The organism is Sorangium sp. So ce426 (assembly GCF_051475585.1).
Lineage (GTDB): Bacteria > Myxococcota_A > Polyangia > Polyangiales > Polyangiaceae > Sorangium > Sorangium cellulosum_B.
The window spans coordinates 4,933,863-4,949,211 of record NZ_CP150341.1 but is presented as its reverse complement, the minus strand read 5'-3'; the positions used below and the strand labels follow the sequence as shown (position 1 = coordinate 4,949,211).

18 protein-coding genes are annotated in these 15,349 nt (G+C 69.1%); 9 read left to right on the top strand and 9 right to left on the bottom strand.

What is annotated here, in order from left to right; all coding sequences use genetic code 11:
* Positions 1 to 258: 258 nt before the first annotated feature.
* The gene (locus tag WMF44_RS18315; protein ID WP_437300403.1) at positions 259 to 432 is read right to left on the bottom strand and encodes an encapsulin; all 174 of its coding nucleotides are present in this window, start codon (positions 430 to 432) and stop codon (positions 259 to 261) included.
* Positions 433 to 724: 292 nt separating this feature from the next.
* Here WMF44_RS18315 and WMF44_RS18310 point away from each other — a divergent pair, with 292 nt between their 5' ends.
* A complete protein-coding gene (locus WMF44_RS18310; protein ID WP_437300402.1) occupies positions 725 to 2,401 on the top strand; it encodes a cytochrome P450 in 1,677 nt (558 codons plus the stop codon).
* Between the two features lie 275 nt (positions 2,402 to 2,676).
* Here WMF44_RS18310 and WMF44_RS18305 read toward each other — a convergent pair whose 3' ends face one another.
* Positions 2,677 to 2,889, bottom strand: coding sequence for a hypothetical protein (locus tag WMF44_RS18305; protein WP_437300401.1), 213 nt, complete (start codon positions 2,887 to 2,889; stop codon positions 2,677 to 2,679).
* Between the two features lie 165 nt (positions 2,890 to 3,054).
* Between WMF44_RS18305 and WMF44_RS18300 the strand changes: the two genes are divergently transcribed.
* Complete coding sequence (locus WMF44_RS18300; protein ID WP_437300400.1) at positions 3,055 to 3,549, top strand: DUF2267 domain-containing protein; 495 nt, start codon at positions 3,055 to 3,057, stop codon at positions 3,547 to 3,549.
* A 103-nt stretch (positions 3,550 to 3,652) separates the two neighbouring features.
* Here WMF44_RS18300 and WMF44_RS18295 read toward each other — a convergent pair whose 3' ends face one another.
* Entirely contained in the window at positions 3,653 to 3,919 is a 267-nt protein-coding gene (locus WMF44_RS18295; protein ID WP_437300399.1) for a BON domain-containing protein, read from the bottom strand.
* Positions 3,920 to 4,149: 230 nt separating this feature from the next.
* Positions 4,150 to 4,950 (bottom strand): sodium:calcium antiporter, encoded by an 801-nt coding sequence (locus WMF44_RS18290; RefSeq protein ID WP_437300398.1) that lies wholly within the window; start codon positions 4,948 to 4,950, stop codon positions 4,150 to 4,152.
* A gap of 517 nt (positions 4,951 to 5,467) precedes the next feature.
* On the opposite strand from WMF44_RS18290, the gene WMF44_RS18285 reads away from it, so the two are divergent.
* The gene (locus WMF44_RS18285; protein ID WP_437300397.1) at positions 5,468 to 6,118 is read left to right on the top strand and encodes a DUF6184 family natural product biosynthesis lipoprotein; all 651 of its coding nucleotides are present in this window, start codon (positions 5,468 to 5,470) and stop codon (positions 6,116 to 6,118) included.
* A 42-nt stretch (positions 6,119 to 6,160) separates the two neighbouring features.
* On the opposite strand, the gene WMF44_RS18280 is transcribed toward WMF44_RS18285, so the two are convergent.
* Both WMF44_RS18280 and WMF44_RS18275 read right to left on the bottom strand, forming a co-directional pair.
* Positions 6,161 to 6,496: a hypothetical protein gene (locus WMF44_RS18280; protein WP_437300396.1), complete on the bottom strand. Its 336-nt coding sequence runs from the start codon at positions 6,494 to 6,496 to the stop codon at positions 6,161 to 6,163.
* A 21-nt stretch (positions 6,497 to 6,517) separates the two neighbouring features.
* Complete coding sequence (locus WMF44_RS18275; protein ID WP_437300395.1) at positions 6,518 to 7,210, bottom strand: hypothetical protein; 693 nt, start codon at positions 7,208 to 7,210, stop codon at positions 6,518 to 6,520.
* Between the two features lie 106 nt (positions 7,211 to 7,316).
* Here WMF44_RS18275 and WMF44_RS18270 point away from each other — a divergent pair, with 106 nt between their 5' ends.
* The 3 genes from WMF44_RS18270 to WMF44_RS18260 are packed head-to-tail and all read left to right on the top strand — an operon-like array spanning position 7,317 to position 9,321.
* On the top strand, positions 7,317 to 8,291 hold the full coding sequence (locus tag WMF44_RS18270; protein WP_437300394.1) for an NAD-dependent epimerase/dehydratase family protein: 975 nt from the start codon (positions 7,317 to 7,319) through the stop codon (positions 8,289 to 8,291).
* Complete coding sequence (locus WMF44_RS18265) at positions 8,288 to 8,920, top strand: vitamin K epoxide reductase family protein (RefSeq protein WP_437300393.1); 633 nt, start codon at positions 8,288 to 8,290, stop codon at positions 8,918 to 8,920. Before WMF44_RS18270 ends, WMF44_RS18265 begins: the two co-directional genes overlap by 4 nt.
* Positions 8,917 to 9,321 (top strand): SPW repeat domain-containing protein, encoded by a 405-nt coding sequence (locus WMF44_RS18260; RefSeq protein ID WP_437300392.1) that lies wholly within the window; start codon positions 8,917 to 8,919, stop codon positions 9,319 to 9,321. Before WMF44_RS18265 ends, WMF44_RS18260 begins: the two co-directional genes overlap by 4 nt.
* A 183-nt stretch (positions 9,322 to 9,504) precedes the next feature.
* On the opposite strand, the gene WMF44_RS18255 is transcribed toward WMF44_RS18260, so the two are convergent.
* Positions 9,505 to 9,912 carry a hypothetical protein gene (locus WMF44_RS18255; RefSeq protein ID WP_437300391.1) on the bottom strand — a complete coding sequence of 136 codons (408 nt, stop codon included), beginning with the start codon at positions 9,910 to 9,912 and terminating at the stop codon, positions 9,505 to 9,507.
* A gap of 137 nt (positions 9,913 to 10,049) precedes the next feature.
* On the bottom strand, positions 10,050 to 10,718 hold the full coding sequence (locus tag WMF44_RS18250) for a phosphoribosyltransferase (protein ID WP_437300390.1): 669 nt from the start codon (positions 10,716 to 10,718) through the stop codon (positions 10,050 to 10,052).
* 298 nt (positions 10,719 to 11,016) lie between these two features.
* Between WMF44_RS18250 and WMF44_RS18245 the strand changes: the two genes are divergently transcribed.
* Positions 11,017 to 12,288 carry a hemolysin family protein gene (locus tag WMF44_RS18245; RefSeq protein WP_437300389.1) on the top strand — a complete coding sequence of 424 codons (1,272 nt, stop codon included), beginning with the start codon at positions 11,017 to 11,019 and terminating at the stop codon, positions 12,286 to 12,288.
* Between the two features lie 183 nt (positions 12,289 to 12,471).
* The gene (locus WMF44_RS18240; RefSeq protein WP_437300388.1) at positions 12,472 to 13,320 is read left to right on the top strand and encodes a DUF2267 domain-containing protein; all 849 of its coding nucleotides are present in this window, start codon (positions 12,472 to 12,474) and stop codon (positions 13,318 to 13,320) included.
* Between the two features lie 47 nt (positions 13,321 to 13,367).
* On the opposite strand, the gene WMF44_RS18235 is transcribed toward WMF44_RS18240, so the two are convergent.
* Complete coding sequence (locus tag WMF44_RS18235; protein WP_437300387.1) at positions 13,368 to 14,645, bottom strand: PAS domain-containing sensor histidine kinase; 1,278 nt, start codon at positions 14,643 to 14,645, stop codon at positions 13,368 to 13,370.
* Positions 14,646 to 15,077: 432 nt separating this feature from the next.
* Here WMF44_RS18235 and WMF44_RS18230 point away from each other — a divergent pair, with 432 nt between their 5' ends.
* Positions 15,078 to 15,278 (top strand): hypothetical protein, encoded by a 201-nt coding sequence (locus tag WMF44_RS18230; RefSeq protein WP_437300386.1) that lies wholly within the window; start codon positions 15,078 to 15,080, stop codon positions 15,276 to 15,278.
* Positions 15,279 to 15,349 lie beyond the last annotated feature (71 nt).

Below are 15,349 nucleotides of genomic sequence, written 5' to 3'. Positions count from 1 at the left end.
CCGCCGCGGGCCCCCGATCGCTCCCCGTACATTTCTGCACGGCGGGGCCCGGGATCCCAGACAGACCGCAAGCTCGCGAGCCCGGCCGCTGCGTCGATGCGCGCGTCGGCCAGCGCGGCGCCGGTTATTCTCCACCGAGCCGAGCACCGGGGCGTCGCCCACGCCCAGCCGCTCGAGGGCGAGCGCGGCGCAGGCGCGGAGGTCGAGGCGCGCGTCGTGTCAAGCGACAGTTATTTTTACTGACGCTCTACACGCCCCTCAGCCACGCAGCAGCGCGACAGCCGCGGCGGGCTCGAGCACGCGGGAGGTGAAGCTCTCCGTGAGGAAGAGCTCGATGATCTCCTTAGGGTGCCGATCGTATCCGATGGACAAGGCCTCCCCGACGGTCAACTCGAAATCGCTACCAGCGGCACGGACCAGCAAGCACCCCATGCGCTCGTAGAGCGGCTCCGCAGTCGCGAGGTGTCCGCGCTGCGCCGCCGAGACGAGCAGGCGGGCGCGAGGTGGCTATGTCGTCGATGGCGCCTGCTTCTCGATTTTGGCCGCGCTCGGCCGCGCGGTCGGCGAGTTCGGCGATTTCGACCTCGTGGTCATGGAGGAGGCGGCCAGGCCGCGCTGGATCCGCCGAGACGGTCCCAGTCTCCTCCTGGAGCGAGGATCTCTCGTTGCATCCGCGGGAACGCCGTTCGCTTCAGCCGCCTTGCCCAACGACCGGAGCATGCAGATGAGTTACAAAAACGCCTCCGTCTCCGCCGCCCCTACTTCATTCGACCGGTTCTGGGAGCATTACCTTCGGGAACACCGCAGCGGCCTCAACCGCGCTCTGCACCTGACGGGCACGGCGGCCGCCCTCCTGATTGCCGGGACGGCCCTGGTCCGCCGCAAGCCCCGCCTGCTGGCGCTGGTGCCGCTCGCCGGGTACGCCCCTGCCTGGCTCGGGCATTTCCTGGTCGACCGCAACCTACCCGCCACCTTCCACAACCCGCTCTGGTCCCTCCGTGCCGACCTGCGGATGGTCCGCCTCGCCGCGTCCGGCCGCCTGGGCGACGAGGTGCAGCGGTGCGACGCGCTGCCCCCGCCGGCCGTCCACGCCACCCATCAGATCCCACGTGACCCCCTCCCCGACAGCACGCTGGCCATGCTGATGGACCCCTACCGCTTCATCATGCGGCGGTGCCGCCTCTTCGGCTCCGATCTCTTCGAGACCAGGTTCCTGCTCCAAAGGACGATCTGCATGACCGGGCCCGAAGCCGCGCGCCTCCTGTACGACCCGTCCCGCTTCATGCGACAGGGGGCCTCCCCCCGCCGCATCCAGGCAACCCTCTTCGGCCGGGGCGGCGTGCAGGGGCTCGACGGTGAAGCGCACCACCACCGCAAGCGGATGTTCATGTCGATGATGACGCCCGCGGCCATCCAGCGGCTCGTCGACATCGCCGCGGACCTCTGGCGGGCCCGTCTCCGCCGCGCGGCGACCTCGGAAGAGGTCGTTCTTTACGAACAGGCGCAGGAGATCCTCACCCGCGCCGTCTGCGCCTGGGCCGGCGTGCCGCTGGAGGAGGACGAGGTCCACCGGCGGACGCGCCAGCTCACCGCGCTCTTCGACGGCGCAGGCGCCGTGGGCCCGCGGCACTGGCGGTCGCGCCTCGCCCGCAAGGCGACCGACGCGTGGATCGCCCGGATCGTCGAACGGATCCGCGCCGGCCGCCTGCGCGTGCCCGAAGGCAGCCCGGTCCATCTCGTGGCCACCTACCGCGACCTCGACGGCAACCTGCTGAGCCCGAAGGTCGCCGCCGTCGAGATCCTCAATGTCCTGCGCCCGACGGTGGCCGTGTCGGTCTACATCACCTGCGTTGCGCACGCCCTGCACCACCACCCCGAGTCGCGCCAGCACATCGCCGCCGGCGACGAAGCCTATGTCGACCGCTTCGTCCAGGAGGTCCGCCGCCTCTACCCGTTCTTTCCCCCCGTCGCGGCGCGCACGCGCCACGCCTTCGAATGGCAGGGCTACCACTTCCCCGCCGGCGCGCGGGTGTTCCTCGACCTTTACGGCACCAATCACGACCCCAGGACCTGGGACTCCCCCGACCGCTTCCTCCCTGACCGCTTCATCAGCGAGCAACCCGATCCGTGGAACTTCATCCCCCAGGGAGGCGGCGACCATCACGTCAACCACCGCTGCCCCGGCGAGTGGATCGCCCTTGAGCTCATGAAGTCCACCGCCCGCCTCCTCACGCGCGAGCTCAGGTACGACGTCCCTCCGCAGGACCTCGAGATCGACTACGCCCGGCTCCCCGCTCTCCCCAAGAGCCATTTCGTGATGCGGAATATCCGCCGGCTGACCGAAGCCCCGGGCCGGGTCGCTTCACCCGAAACGGGCAACGGCGCTTCGAAGCGCGGGTGAGACGGACCGCTGGTCGCGGCTCGGCAGGAGACGGCCTCGGTTGCAGCCGCGCGCCGGCCGCGTCGGCCGGGTGGCTCCGATGCGGCAACGTCTTCGGCCGACCGGGGACGTCCCGGCGCCGTGGCCTCTCCGAAGGCCGCCCCGACCTCGGCGGCGTCCCGGTAAACGCGGCCAGGCAGGGTCGCGAGAGCCCCCACGCGCGACCGGTAGAAGAAGATGTCGCCCTGCTCCAGGATGTGTGCGCCTGCGCTGGAAGCGCATGGCTGCCGAATCGATCATGAGGCGGCGCGCTCGATGCGCTCCTGCGCCAAGCGTTGCCCGAACCAATCGCGCGCGAGCATGGCCACCCGATCGAGCGCGCCCGGCTCCTCGAAGAGGTGGGTGGCACCAGGGACTGGAGGGACGCTCCAGCTCCCGGCGAGTGTCGCCCCGTCGGCCAGGATGACGACCTCCCTCTCGAACGCATCGCCGCCTGAGCCCGTGTGCATGGTTCCCTCCGTCCCCCGCGCTACCTGGAACCGTACCCCCGGAACGCAAGCCCGCTCGCAAAGGTTCGCTGCGGCCGCCGCCGCCCGATTCTCGAAATCGGCGCGGCCCGGGATGACGCCTCCTCGGGAGAGCTTCATGTGATCCGTATCGAGAGGAGGTTTGTCGTGTCCAGCCGAGAACCCACTGCCGCTCCCCCCATCGACGCGAAGGGCAACGCACCCCTGGACAGCGCGGAGCAACGCCTGTTGCGAGAGATCGTCGACGTGACCGAGCTCGCGCCGGAGATCGACGTGTCGGACGCGCTCCAGGCCGTCTTCGAGCCGCTGCTCGCCCGGCTGAGCCGTGGCCAAGCTCGGGCCCTGCTCGCCACGTTCCCCGAGTCCGTCCGCCGTCGGTTCGAGCCGGCAATGTCGAGCCGGGGCGAGGAGGGTGAGGCGTTCGGCGCGGACGAGCTCTTCCGGCGCATCGGCGACCGCCTCCGCGTAACCCCTGACGAGGCCCGGCAGGTCGCCGGCGGCGTGATCGCCGCCGTGCACCGCACGTTGTCCAACGAGGAGGTCGCGCAGGTCGAGTCGCAGCTGCCGCACGACCTGAAGAACATCTGGAGAGCGGGGCCGGCGCGACGCAAGCGCAACCCGGCCGGGAACCGCGCGGCCTGAAGTCCGATGCCGGTGCCCTGCGACGCGAAGGCGTGGAAGACAGCAGAGGTCGGGCACGGCGGTATGGGGGGCCTCCCACGGGATCCATGGAGTCTCGGATGGTCTACGGCACGAGGGCGGAGGGCGGGACGACTTGAATCTGGTTTTCGACGTCCTCCACGCCCAGCATGCACCAGGCGTCGCGCTCCGCCGCAGACATCTGCCCCTCACTCGCCGCCGTGCCGTACAGCGTCACGAGCGAGCTCTGCGTCTTGACGCCGATCGCGACGGCATCAACGAGAGGATCCCGCTCGTGCGCGAGCCGGATCGCCTCGGTGATCTGATCGTCGTTGTCCTCCTCCGGCGGAACGACCTCGAGGGCATTGACCACGCCACGGCGGGCCGGACGCGGAGCTGGGCCCATCCGTGCGATCGACCGCTTCGATCGCTGGAGGAGCCCAACCATGTATATCGACGTCACGACGATCGCCAGCAAAGTGGCAACGAGCGAGAATCGTGGCGCCTCATTGAGAACGGGCCCGCCGGGATAGATCGCGTCGGCGACAAAATGAGCGTCGTCGAGAAGAGGTTCGTTCCGAACGCGTCGGAGAACGCCATCTCTTACTGTCCCAGGCGGGCGGCGGAAATGGTTGAGCTGATTTCAGGCAGCGATGTTGCGAGACCACCGAGAAGCAGGCCGGCGAAGCTGGCGCCAACGCCCGTTTGTGAGCCGAGGGCATCGGCGGTCCGCGTCAGCATGAATCCAGCGACCAGGATCGCCGCCCTGGAGCCGATCGTGGAGAGAGCGATCGCGCGGGTCGACTTGTGCTCTGCGCGACGGCCATCGCGGGGGTCCGGGGGGATTTCGCGACGCACGGAGTCTGAAGCTCGAACACGCGGGAGCTCGGGATGCCGCGGCGCCTTGTATTGAGAGCGCTTGATGAGCACGACTGAATACGAGTAGAGCGCGAGGCGCGCCGTCGTCCAGGCGCCGACGCCGCACACGGCGATATCGCCGACGGGCAACCCCAGAGCGGTGACTGTGAGCACGAGGGCGACCAGCGCGCCCTGTACGAGGACGACCGGTTTTCGGACGTCCATCGACAGCGGCTCGGAGCCGACAGCGGCATCGGTCACGGCGAGCGAAGCCATCGTGAAGGTGATCCCACCGAGCAGGGTGGAGATCGCCAGCGGCGCGCTCTTCATCGAAGTCGCCGTGACCGTCGTCGTGAGCTCGGGCAGGGAGACGGTGCCGCCGAGGAGGACGACCCCAACCAGCGCCAGTCCCGCGCCGGTTCGTTCGGCGATGATCTTGCCGCAGCGCGCCAGGCGCGTGCCGGCGAGCCACACGACCGCCGCGCTCGGAGCGAACAGCGCGAAGTTGAACCCCACGGGGTTGTGCTGGAGGTTTCGCAGATCCATCGCGCCTCTGCGTCGCGAGACGACCCGTCCGATGGTGCTTCAGCCGGGCCCTCCCGCCTCGCTCGCCCGTGAGCCGTGCGGCCACCGCCACGCGCATCAACCTCGGACGCCCAGGGCCGAGGCGCGAGCTCGTCACGCCATCGCGCTCACCGCGCCGAGCCTCGAACAGCGCCGTGCTCGCCTCTCCGCAATGGGGGGTACCCGGCGCGGCGCGTCCGTTGCTTCACTCAACCGCGGTGCTCCATGGGAAACGAAGCGCAAGAAACGGTCGTCCTCATCACGGGTAGCAGCGGGCTCATCGGATCCAAGCTCGTCGAGGCATTGGCCTCCGACTACGTCGTCATCGGGGGAGCATCTCCCGCTTGCAGCATCGCTCCGTCGCTCGTCACGCACGGCTTGCATGGCGGCAACGGAGGCACATACCTCATCGCAGTTCGAGGCTGTGGCGGCGTCCGCGGTCCGGCGCCCCCTGCCGGTCGATCTCTGCCCCGGAGATCGCACCGCGGTGTCCGGCGCGATGACAGCCGAGCACGGCGCCGGCAGAGGCACGTTAATGGCAAGGGTGTTGGGGCAACTTGCGAGAAAACAGCACGCGGACGTTCCGATCCGCGTGCCGGGCCGGTCGGTGTTCGACGCAGCCGACGGCGAGACGGTCGAGGGCGACGCCCATCGCGCGACCCAGGCGCGTTGGATGGCGCCCGATCTGCACGATCGGGCTGATCGGGAGGAAGAGATGATGCGAACGAACCATGGGAGATCGATGATGGGCCTCCTCCTCGCGGCGGGGGTGCCCCTGCTCGTGGCGGCGTGCACGCGAGAAGAGAGGGCGCTCGGGACCACGCCCCCGCCGGGCGCCCCTCAGGTCGAGCCGCGGGCGACGACCGTCAGCGCGGTTGACAGCATCGTGGCGGCGCGGTGCGACCGCGAGGCACGGTGCAACAATATCGGCGCCGACCGGGAATATGCGAGCCAGGAGGCCTGCGCCACCAGGATTCGAGCCGAATGGCGTGACGACCTCAACTTCGCCGAGTGCCCCGGCGGCATCGATTCCAAGGAGCTGACCGAGTGCCTGCAGGAAATCCGAAATGACGACTGCAACAATCCGTTCGACACCCTCGGCCGGATCGTCGCTTGCCGCTCGAGCGACCTCTGCCAACCCACTCAATAGCTGCGCTTTCGCGCGCGGAGGCGAGCGGGGCACGCAGAGCGGTCATGGGATGTGAGCCTGCCAGTGCGACGGGGCGGACGCGTTGAGGTCCACGTCGCAGACGCCGAGCAGCCGTTCCCATTCCGGCCGGCGGGCGGGCGCCAGCTCATCGAGGATCGCGGTCGACAGGTGCTGCCGGCGGCGCGCGTTCCAGCCACGGTCGGGGAGCGGCAGGGGCGACACCACGACCACCTCCGACCGAAATGCGCCCCCCAGCAGCGGTATCAGCCTGGCGATCGCCCCCGGCTCGACCGAACCCAACGGTGCGACCGCGATGACCGCCGAGGGCGGCGGATCCGTCGCCCCGTCCTCGGTTGCGCGCAGAACGCCGAAGATCAAGATGACCCGTCCGGTGATGCTTCAGCCGGGCCCTCCCACCGCTCTCGCCCTCAGGAGAACATCCTTGTTGAACTGCCACATGATCTCGGCGTGCCCATCGAACGCGATCCGCCCCACACGGTTCAGGTCCTCGATCAGCTCGAGCAGTCGCCCCTTTGCCTCGCTCACGAAGAGCGCGTCTTCAGGCAGATCGCCCAATTGTGCCTGCTCGCGGGCGCTGGCGGCGTCGAGCTCGCGCTGCACGGCATCGAGCTCTTCTGCGGCGCTTCGGCTCTTGAAGTACTTTCGGAGCGCCCCGTCCAGAGCGATAACGCCTGGGCGGAGCTGGCTCAAGTGGGCCGACAGCCCCGCGGCAGATCGACCGAGCGGTCCCGTGTGCAGCGGCACAGAGGACGGCCAGGCGGCCGCTGTCTCGCGCAGCGCCATTGGCACCGCGTTTCGCAATCGCCGCAGGAAGGCCTTCGCCCGGCCGATGGCGCTCCACTCCGCGGCGTCGGCGTCGCGCGCCTCTCCTTGCGAAATGGCTGGCCCGGGCGACGCGGATAGCTCCGCGACCATCTGCTCGAGCGCGAGCGTCTTGTCTCGCGTCCAACCATTGTCCGCCAGCTCTGCCGAGAACCGCCGCGCGAGCTCCATGTGTACGCGCCCCTGTTCGACAAGGCCGTGCCGTGGCTCTTTGCGACCCTTCTCTACCAGCCGAACGCCTACCGCCATGCGCATAAACCTGGGACGCCGAGGACCGAGGCGCAAGTTCGTCGCGCCGTCGCACGCGGACGTACTGTGGCGTACGCGCTGCACCGAGCATTGAAAGAACAGCGCTGTGCTCGTTCCTCCGCAATGGAGGGTACCCGGCGCGGCGCGCTCTTTGCTTCACTCAACCGCGGTGATCCATGGGAAACGAAGCGCAAAAACCGGTCGTCCTCAGCGAGAAGGGAGCGAGCTCGCCAGCGTCCTCCATCTCGCGGCGTACTACGACTTCGCTGGCGAGCCGAGCCCGCTGTACCACGACCTCACGCTCGGGGGAACCGAGCACCTTCTCGATGCACTCCGAGGCTTTCGCGTCGAGCAGATCGTCTTCTCGAGCAGCCTCCTCGTGATGAAGCCGGCGGAAGAGGGAGAGCGAATCGAAGAATCATCGGCTACAGAAGCGTCGTGGGACTATCCCCGCTCGAAGCTCGAGGCGGAAGAGCTCATTCGTGAACAGCATCGAGACATTCCCGCGGTGCTGCTGCGCATCGCCGGCGTCTACACGGAAGACTGCGAGTCGGTTCCGATCGCCCAGCAGATCCGACGCATCTACGAGAAGAGCTTCGAGAGCTACTTCTTCCCGGGGGATCCGGACCACGGCCAGGCCTTCGTCCACATGGATGATCTCGTGGCGTGCTTCCGCAGAGTGGTCGAGCTTCGCGACCAGCTCGCTCGCGACGAGGTGTACCTGATCGCCGAGCCGGACGTCATGAGCTACGCCGAGCTGCAGGACGTGTTGGGAGCGCTGATCCACGGCGAGGAGTGGCCCACCATCGTCGTCCCGAAGCCGATCGCCAAGGCCGGCGCATGGGTTCAGGTCAAGCTCAAGGGCGGCAAGGGAGCGTTCATCAAGCCGTGGATGATCGATCTCGCGGACGCTCAGTACGCCGTTGATATCAAGCATGCTCAGGGCCGGCTCGGCTGGAATCCCGTGCGGAGATTGCGCGACACGCTGGGCGAGATGGTTCGCAGGCTGAAGGACGACCCGAGGGGCTGGTACGCGAAAAACAAGCTCCCGTTACCCGAGGGAAAGGCGAGCGCCGCATGACGGCTCGCACCTACCCCGATCCCGATCCGACGAGCCTGAACGTCCACGCGCCGCCGTGGCATTACAACCCGTCCTCCTGGCGGCAGCGCGTGCCGATTTGTCTCCTCGCGGCCGTGGGCTTCGTCCTCTCGTCGTACATGGCGCTCTACCAATGGCGCCTCATCTCGTCCGTGTGGGATCCGTTCTTCGGTGAGCAGACCCTGCGCGTGCTCGATTCAGGCGTGTCGCACCAGATGCGTCGCTGGTTCGGTGTTCCCGACGCCGCGCTCGGCGCGATCGCCTATCTGGGCGACGCGATATTCGGTCTGGCGGGCTGCACGCGCCGGTGGCAATACCGGCCGTGGCTGGTCGTGCTCTTCGGGCTCGACGTCATCCCGCTCGGCGCGGTCAGCGTCGTCCTCGTCGTGCTCCAAGGCACGGTCGTTGGAGCGTGGTGCTCGCTCTGTATCGCCACCGCCGTCGTCTCGCTGGTGCTCATCCTCCTCGCGTACGACGAGGTCTGGTCCAGTCTCTCCTATCTCGTGAGGGTTTGGCGTCACACGCACCAGCGTCGCGCCGTCTCCCGCACGTTCTGGGGGCGTCCGTCGCCTGGGGGGGACGACGCGGCGCTGCTCGGCGGGAGGGCATGATGTGGGCGCGCGTCGTCGAGGTGATGCTCGCGTGCTGGCTGGCGGTGAGCCCCTTCATCTTCCGTCACGGAAGCCGAACGGAGCTGTGGGTCAGCGATCTCGGATGCGCCGCGATCGTGATGACCCTCGCGCTCGCCTCGTTCTGGCATCCGACGCGCTACGCGCATGGTGGAATCGCCGTGGTCGCCATCTGGCTCGTGGCGTTCGGCTACTTCCGGTGCGGCTCTCCGCCGCCCGCCGCCGCTCAGAATGACATCCTGACGGGGCTGCTGCTCCTCATGTTCGCGATCGTCCCGAACGACGCGTCTCAACCGCCGACCCCGTGGAGGCGTGCGAGGGAAAGGGCCATCGCTGGAGATCTCGGCGCGGCGTCGATTCAGCGGCCTCCTTCCGATTCGTGAGTCCCTCGATCCGGTCCCCCAACCGTCAAGCCGCGTGGTGCTTGCGCCGGGGCTGGCTCGGCCACGTCCAGCTACGGCGGCTCGGCAGGCGAACCCGCGCCGGCCGGCGTGCTCGACGGCGCAGCGGACGACTCGCTCGAGAAGCGCTCCTCGAGCTCCAGCACGGCGAGCACCGAGTTGTGCCTACGCGCCGCTCCGCTTCTCTGGGATGTGGTCCTCGCCGCCCGGCGTCCGCTCTATTCGTGCCTGCGGCTCCTCCTGCTCAGGCCGCTGGTGCTCGGGGCCTTCGCGGGGCACGGCCTCGCCACCGTGCGTGCCGCCCGAGTGGGCGCCGCCGGCATAGCGCGCCGCGCTCTCGGCCGAGCTCGTTCCGCCGGCGTCCCGCTCGGCCGTCCTGCGCATCGTGCGCTCGTCGGCGTGCTCTGGGGGCCTGCGGTGCGGGGGTGCGATCTCGGGTCGAACACGATCGCGCAGGCTCCGGACACCGCGGAGCAGGCGGGAAGGTCGGATCCACCGCGACCCGACGAGGCGCCGGACAATGCGATCGACCCGCTGCTTGGCCCACGTCAGGGTCTTCTTTGTCGTCTCCATGAGCTCAGCTTGCGTCAGGCGACCCGGCACCGGGAGCGTGTGGCGCTGCGTGCCCACACGGGGCCCCACCGGCGCGGGTCCGATGTCGGCCCTGGTTGCCTGAGAGAAGTGATCCGGAGCGCCATCGCACCGGCATGTCAAGCGGCCTCATGCGCGTTACGCGACGTCAGTCTCGTCGCGCGCTCCAAAAAGATCCGGACCTCCTCATCCGTGGTCTGCGAGAAGTCCTGGTACCAGCGCCCGACGGCCACGAAGGGCTCCGGGGTGACGGCGCAGACGACCTCGTCCGCCTCGCCCTGAAGGGCCTCGCATGTCGAGGGGGCCGCGACGGGGACGGCCACGACGATTCGAGCGGGCGACAGGCGCCGCAGAGCGGCCACCGCCGCCCGCATGGTCGCGCCCGTCGCCAGGCCGTCGTCCACGAGGATGACCACGCGACCGCGGATGTCGAGCGGAGGCCGGCCGCCGCGATATTCGCGCTCGCGGCGTTCCAGCTCCTCCCGCTCCAGCAGCTCGGCGTCGGCGATCTCCCTTTCCGCGAGCCCGAGCGCGCCGACGACATCCTCGTTGAGCACGCGCACGCCGCCCGAAGCGATCGCCCCCATCGCAAGCTCTTCCTGCCCGGGAACGCCGAGCTTGCGCACGACGAAGACGTCGCACGGCGCCCCCAACCGGCGGGCAACCTCGAACGCCACCGGGACGCCTCCCCGCGGTAGCCCCAGCACCGCAACGTCCGCTCGACGCGCGTAGTGGTCGAGTTGCACTCCAAGGCGCTCGCCTGCATCCGAACGGTCATGGAACAACATGAGCCCTCCTGCCAGGCTACGGGGATGGACCTCTTGTCCGCTCGAAATGTACGGGAGCGTTCTCGAAAGCGTCAGTCCCCTATCAGTAGATAGTAGAATTTTAGTGGATAATAGCAGCGTTCGCGTCCCGTGCGGCTCGGGGACCAGCCGATCCACGATGCAGGGCGCCACACGCGGCCGCACGTTCCCTCTGCGCCGAGTCCGGTCCATCGCGCTCGAGTTGCGAACAGCCCGCACCATCGTCAAGAAGGTCGGGGGGTGAGGCGTGATGTCACGATCTGGCTGGAGCGAGTTGCCCATGACGAGCGCGGAATGGCTGGGCCTCGGGGCGGTGGTGGTCCTGATCTCCCTGGCGGCTCTGATGGCGGCGGCCGAGGTCGTGATCACGCGCACGAGCCGTATCCACGCCTATCGGCTGCGGGAGGACGGGCGCCCAGGGGCGGCGTCGCTCGCGAGGGTGGCCGAGAGCCCGGCGCCCTACCTCAACGTCGTCCTGCTGCTGACCCTGCTCTTTCACCTGACGGGCACGACGATCGCCGTCGCAGTCGCGGTACGGGTCCTCGGCGGGCTCGGCGAGGTGATCGCCACGCTGGTCATGACGGTGCTTTTGTTCGTGCTCGCCGAGGCGAGCCCCAAGACGTTCGCCGTGCAGCACACGGACCGGACCGCGCTGCTTCTCGCGCCTCTGGTTCTCGCTCTGGGCAGGATCCTCGGGCCGATCGCGCGTCTGCTCATCGGCGTCACCAATGTCATCCTGCCCGGCAGGGGGCTCAAGGAAGGGCCCTTCGTCACGGAGGCGGAGATCCGGGCGATGGCCGACGTGGCATCGAAGGAGGCGGCCATCGGAGAAGAGGAGAAGAGGCTCATCCACTCCATCTTCGAGTTCGGCGATACCGTCGTCCGCGAAGTGATGACGCCCCGGCCCGACATCGTGGCCGTCCCGGTGATGACGCCCCTCCCCGAGGCGATGAGCGTCTTCATCAAGCACGGCCACTCGCGCATCCCGGTATACGACGCCACGCTCGACGACGTCGCCGGCGTGCTGTACGCGAAGGACGTCATGCGCGAGCTCCACGCCGGCCACACCAAGCGACCCCTCTCCGAGATCGGCCAGAAACCTCACCTCGTGCCCGAATCGAAGAGGGTCGCCGAGCTGCTCAAGGACATGCAGAAGGGTAAGTTCCATATGGCGATCGTCGTGGACGAGCACGGGACGGTGAGCGGTCTCGTGACGCTGGAGGACGTGATCGAGGAGATCGTCGGCGAGATCGCCGACGAGTACGACCGCGAGGAGCCGGACGTGAAGCCCGCCGGCGCGAAGGCCTACCGAGTGAAGGGACGCACGCCCGTCGACCGGCTGAGCGAGGTGCTCGACGTGAAGCTGCCGAGCGCCGAGTGGGACACCGTGGGCGGCCTCGTGCTCGGGGTCCTCGGCCACCTGCCGGCGCAGGGCGAGCAGGTGGAGATCGAGAGCCTGAGGTTCACCGCCGAGCGCGTCCACGGCCGGCGGATCTCCGAGGTCCTGGTCGAGCGGCTCGAGCCAGCCGAGCCGGTGCGCGCCGGGGCGTGATCGCGCGTGGTTCGCCGGTCCCGCGCCGCGGACCGCGGGCCCCGTATCGAGAGCCCAAGAACGACGGCATGCGGATGAGCAGCCGAACGGAGGCCGGTGGACTCTCGATGCGCCGCCCATTGCCATGGGGAAATTCGACCCAACGTAAAGAAACGGAGGCGTGACATGCTCTGTAGCGAGCTGATGAAGAGTAAGCCCGTTTGCGTGCTGCCCGATGCCGCCGTGCAGACGGCGGCGCAGCGCATGAGCGACGAGAACATCGGATTTCTCCCCGTCTGCGACGTCTCGGGCAAGGCGCTCGGTGCGCTGACGGACCGGGACATTGCCATCCGCGTCGTGGCGAAGGCTCTCCCCGCCACGACCCGGGTCGCCGACGTGATGACGTGCGAGGTGGTCGCTTGCCGGGCGGACGAGGACATCCAGCAGGCGGAGGAACGGATGCGGCAGGCCCAGAAGTCGCGCATCATGTGCACCGACGCGCAGGGACGCCTGGTCGGCGTGATCAGCCTCTCCGACATCGCCCGGAGCGAGCCCGACGACAGGGTCGCGGGGACGCTGCGCGCGACGGCCATGCGCGAAGCCCCGGCGGCGCCCGGGGCCGAACCGGCGCCCGAAGCGAGGCCGATCGACGCGAAGTCCGAGCGCGTCTTCCGGCGGATCGAGGAGAGCGGGGCGCTGCCGAAGGATCTGCGCGCCCCGGAGGCGGTCGGCGCCGTGCTGTGCGTGCTGTCGCTGCGGGTGAGCGGTGGCGAGGCGCGGGACATGGCGGGCGCCCTGCCGCCGACGCTCAGGGAGATCGTCGAGCCGTGCGCGCTGCACCGGGCCGAGCAGCCGGACACCTTCAGCCGCGGCGAGTTCGTGCAGGTATTGGCGCAGCACCTCCAGACGTCGAGCGAGCAGGCCGAAGCGCTGGCGCGCGCCGTCTTCTCCGCCGTCGAGACGGAGATGCCGATGGACGAGGTGACGGCAGTCGAAGTGCAGCTCCCGGGCGATCTGAAGGATCTCTGGGGTCGCAACCGCCGGGCAGCCTGACGCTCGCTCGAACCGGCGCTTCGAGCAGCGGGGCAGCGGATCCACGCTCATTGCACCTGAAACTCAGGCCGCTCCTCGCCGGGCGCATGCGCGCGGCGCGGCAGCTCGACGGTGAACGTCGAGCCCCGGTCCGGCGCGCTCTCGACCCGGATGGTGCCGCCGAACGCGTCGAGGATCTGCTTCACGATCCACAGCCCGAGCCCGAACCCCCCGTAATGGCGCTCGGACACGGCGCGCTCGAAGCGCCCGAAGATGCGGGCCTGCTGTTCGGGCGCGATGCCGATCCCCTGGTCGCGCACCAGGATCCGCGCCGCGTCGGCGCCTTCCTCCACGACCAGATCGATGGGCTTGCCGGCTCCATACTTGATGGCGTTCGAGAGCAGGTTGCTGAGGATCTGATCGACGCGGGTCCGGTCCCACCATCCGGCGACCGGCTGGCCGGCCTTGACGCGCAGCTCGCAGCCGGCGCGGGTGAGCTGCTCGCGGAACCGGAGCGCCGTGTCCCGCGCCGCGGCCGCGACATCCACCTGCTCGTGGCGAAGCTGGACCTTGCCCGCGGTGATGCGCGAGACATCGAGCAGATCGTCCACGAGCCGCTTCAGCCGCTCCACCTGCCGTGCGACCACGTCCATCTTGTCCAGCAGCCGCTCGGGCGGTAGGGGCGCCGCGTCGCCGCGCAGCGCCCGCTGCACGCTGCCAACCTGCAGCTCGAGCGGGGTGAGCGGCGTGCTGAGCTCGTGGGAGGCGATGGAGAGGAACTCGTCGCGCAGCCGCACCGCGTCGAGCGCCTCGTGGTACAGCCGCGTCCTGTCAGCCTCGGCCTCGCGGGTCTCGGTCACGTCGATGCCCGTGCCGATGATGAACTCCACCTCCCCGTCCTCGTCGTACAGGAACGCATGCGACCAGACGACGCGGCGCTTGCGGCCGTCCTTCGCGATCCAGTCGTTCTCGTGGTACGGCAGCGGCTCGCCCCTCTTGCTCTTCGCGAACGTCGCCAGCAGGCTCGCCTTCTGCTCCGTCGTGAGATACAGGTCCCAGAACACGTGGCCGCGCACCTCGTCGAAGCAGAGGCCGGTGAGCTTTTCGCAGGCCCGGTTGAAGCGCACCACCCGGCCCTCCCAGTCGAGGACGACGATCAACGCGGCCACCGTATTGAGCACCGCGGCGCTGAAGTCCCGCTCGTGCCGGAGCGCCTCCTCCACCTGGCGCAGCCGGAGCAGCGCCCGATCGGCCTCGGCGCGCGCCGCCTGCGCGCGGGCGTACCACGCGCGGAACTCCAAGGCTGCGAGCACGGCGACGGTGATCCGCAGCGCTTGTAGAACCATGCTCCCCCCGGGCTGGCCGCGCGGCCGCGCCGCCCCTGAGGATCTCGGGCCCTCCCGCAGGGTAGGCTAGCATAGGTCGATCCGACGGACGCGCGGTGCGCCGGACCCATCGAGCGCCCAGCACGTCCCCCCGTCGCGGCAGTTCGAGATCTCCCAGCTATTCCGAACGGCGGATTCGGGCGGCCGGGCACGAGAAGCCCGATATCGTCTGCGAAGCCGCTCCCTTAACGCGGCGGTCGGCGTAGGATCGCCTCGCGCTCCGCCCCAGCGCCGCGGGCGACGCGCCGCTGTCCCGTGACACTCCCCGGATGTCCGGCGACGTCACGGGACCAGACCGGTCCCATGGCTCCTGCGTGGCCTGCTCCGCAGCCGGCCTGAGGCGCGGATCCTCGAGGGCACGCCCCTTGCGAACCGCACGCTTGGAGGCTGTGTATGCGTGCCCTTGTCCTTGGCTCCGCGCACTTGCGTGTGATCCTGCTCGCCGGCGCCCGGCCTGCGCTCGCCCAGCCGCATCTCTGGGACAGCCTCACGGGCGGTGAGATCGTCGATCAGGAACAGCCGATCTTCAACAACGACGCGGACATGGTGAATGGCCATGTCGTCGGACAGGTCTTCATCCCGCAGACCGATTAGTATTCTGCCTCTCCCGGAACCTGACGGCCTGCCCGCCGTGCTACGCACGGGGGAAGGAGCCCGTCGATGCC

Excerpts from the sequence above, each read along its gene's own strand:
- WMF44_RS18235 (WP_437300387.1), bottom strand. The coding sequence starts at position 14,645 with ATGGTTCTACAAGCGCTGCGGATCACCGTCGCCGTGCTCGCAGCCTTG.
- WMF44_RS18305 (WP_437300401.1), bottom strand. The coding sequence starts at position 2,889 with ATGCACACGGGCTCAGGCGGCGATGCGTTCGAGAGGGAGGTCGTCATC.
- WMF44_RS18240 (WP_437300388.1), top strand. The coding sequence starts at position 12,472 with ATGAAGAGTAAGCCCGTTTGCGTGCTGCCCGATGCCGCCGTGCAGACG.
- WMF44_RS18315 (WP_437300403.1), bottom strand. The coding sequence starts at position 432 with ATGGGGTGCTTGCTGGTCCGTGCCGCTGGTAGCGATTTCGAGTTGACC.
- WMF44_RS18265 (WP_437300393.1), top strand. The coding sequence starts at position 8,288 with ATGACGGCTCGCACCTACCCCGATCCCGATCCGACGAGCCTGAACGTC.
- WMF44_RS18290 (WP_437300398.1), bottom strand. The coding sequence starts at position 4,950 with ATGGATCTGCGAAACCTCCAGCACAACCCCGTGGGGTTCAACTTCGCG.
- WMF44_RS18255 (WP_437300391.1), bottom strand. The coding sequence starts at position 9,912 with ATGGAGACGACAAAGAAGACCCTGACGTGGGCCAAGCAGCGGGTCGAT.
- WMF44_RS18310 (WP_437300402.1), top strand. The coding sequence starts at position 725 with ATGAGTTACAAAAACGCCTCCGTCTCCGCCGCCCCTACTTCATTCGAC.
- WMF44_RS18260 (WP_437300392.1), top strand. The coding sequence starts at position 8,917 with ATGATGTGGGCGCGCGTCGTCGAGGTGATGCTCGCGTGCTGGCTGGCG.
- WMF44_RS18230 (WP_437300386.1), top strand. The coding sequence starts at position 15,078 with ATGCGTGCCCTTGTCCTTGGCTCCGCGCACTTGCGTGTGATCCTGCTC.
- WMF44_RS18245 (WP_437300389.1), top strand. The coding sequence starts at position 11,017 with ATGACGAGCGCGGAATGGCTGGGCCTCGGGGCGGTGGTGGTCCTGATC.
- WMF44_RS18275 (WP_437300395.1), bottom strand. The coding sequence starts at position 7,210 with ATGGCGGTAGGCGTTCGGCTGGTAGAGAAGGGTCGCAAAGAGCCACGG.
- WMF44_RS18285 (WP_437300397.1), top strand. The coding sequence starts at position 5,468 with ATGACAGCCGAGCACGGCGCCGGCAGAGGCACGTTAATGGCAAGGGTG.
- WMF44_RS18250 (WP_437300390.1), bottom strand. The coding sequence starts at position 10,718 with ATGTTGTTCCATGACCGTTCGGATGCAGGCGAGCGCCTTGGAGTGCAA.